This window comes from Frigoriflavimonas asaccharolytica, from assembly GCF_013294015.1.
In the GTDB taxonomy this organism is placed as follows: Bacteria; Bacteroidota; Bacteroidia; order Flavobacteriales; family Weeksellaceae; genus Frigoriflavimonas; species Frigoriflavimonas asaccharolytica.
Genome location: NZ_JABSNO010000061.1, coordinates 1 through 1,568 on the forward strand (window position 1 = coordinate 1; position 1,568 = coordinate 1,568).

A 1,568-nucleotide genomic window follows, 5' to 3' on the forward strand; every position below is an offset into this window, starting at 1 on the left:
AGTAGAAAAGGCGGAAGAGAGGTTGATAGAAGCGAATTTGCAGACGCAGTTTCCGAAAATAATGAACGCTACAAAGCCAACGCACAATTGTATCGGAAAAGGCAAGAGATTAATGAACACATCTTCGGTACAATCAAGCGACAATGGGGATATAATCACACAAATTTAATGGGATTGGAGAAAGTAAACGGCGAACACAGCTTAATCATGCTGGTTTACAACATCAAACGAGCGATGAATATTCTGGGCGTTCCGGACTTAATTGCGAAACTCAAAAACTGGAAATCGCCTTACAAAGCGAAGTCTTGTTTTGTTCTTGAAACGACTTATTTTAAGCCGGTTTTCCCTTATGTAAAAAATACATTATCAATTGCAGCCTAAAAATTAGCCTGCTTAAAAACGCATTTATTAAGGTTTGAAAGGTTGATTAAATTGAATAATTAGGTGGGAATTGAGTTTTTTCACAGCCTGACGTTTCGCGGCTTTGCGATGGTGCGGATTAAAATTACAAATCTTTCTATTATAAACTAAACCTCGGAATATCTAAAATTTTTAAACTTGGCGAAAATCCCGCACTATTGCAAAACCGCTGTTGTATGCAGTTTCTTTAATAATAAGCATCGAATTCTGGACAATTTTTTGAATCACATTTTGTTGATATACTTAAATATGTGTCATCCTTTGCTAAAATTATTTCTACGTACTGTCTGTATAATAAATCTGCCACTTTAAATAACAGATTATTTTCTTGTTCAATTACTTCAATGATGTTGTACTGATTTACCCTTGAATGTGAATAAGCATTATTCTTAAAAACATCTCGTTCAACAAATATTATTTTTTTGTCCAAATGAAGAGTGACAGTTGTTTTCACTTTGCTATTTGAACCTTCAATAATTTCTGCATTTCCTGTAAATTCGTTTATAAACCACTTGGATTCATTTTCAAAATGAATTTTCTGCGCAAATGAAAATATACAAAAGAATATAAATAAGAGCGAGAATTTTTTTTTCATAAATTTATTTGTTAAAACTAAAAGTACCGTTTGGGCAAATACCATTTTTACATTTGACCATAACTATCAATGTTTTTCCATAGTCGTTTTTCGTAATTACTACTTGGTCAATTAAATTACTTTTAACGCCTTCGCAAACGTAAGTTATAGAATTTGTTTTATCAGGATCACTTTTTTCAACAATATTTAAGTTAAGGGACGCAGATTCACCTGTGCTTTCGCCGTAGTAAATTAATTCAATCCTTTTATTAAATTCATCAATTTTCGCAACCATTTTCATCCTGCTGTATGATTTTTCATTATCATAACTCTTTAGCGAATAATTATATTTAATTGATGTCGAATATTCGTACTCGTAACTTTGTGCTTTACAAAGTATTATAGTCATAAATAGTAGAAGTAATAGACTTTTTTTCATAATTATTTTCTTATTATTAACACTTTTTCTGGAAATTGCATACAACGTCAGTCTGTGAAAAAACCTTCGTTTATTATATTCAAAAATAGGGAAATAATTTTAATAATTCGCTTCTATTTTCGTATATTTAATGAT

The 1,568-nt window shown here is 30.9% G+C and carries 3 protein-coding genes; 1 reads left to right on the forward strand and 2 read right to left on the reverse strand.

Translation table 11 applies throughout. The features are described 5' to 3' along the window. The coding region (locus HNQ03_RS15985; RefSeq protein WP_226927538.1) for a transposase at positions 1 to 381 on the forward strand (381 nt) is incomplete at its 5' end. Between the two features lie 226 nt (positions 382 to 607). On the opposite strand, the gene HNQ03_RS15990 is transcribed toward HNQ03_RS15985, so the two are convergent. Further along, a complete protein-coding gene (locus HNQ03_RS15990) occupies positions 608 to 1,015 on the reverse strand; it encodes a hypothetical protein (protein WP_173780694.1) in 408 nt (135 codons plus the stop codon). 4 nt (positions 1,016 to 1,019) lie between these two features. Next, complete coding sequence (locus HNQ03_RS15995) at positions 1,020 to 1,433, reverse strand: hypothetical protein (RefSeq protein ID WP_173780695.1); 414 nt, start codon at positions 1,431 to 1,433, stop codon at positions 1,020 to 1,022. Positions 1,434 to 1,568: the final 135 nt, after the last annotated feature.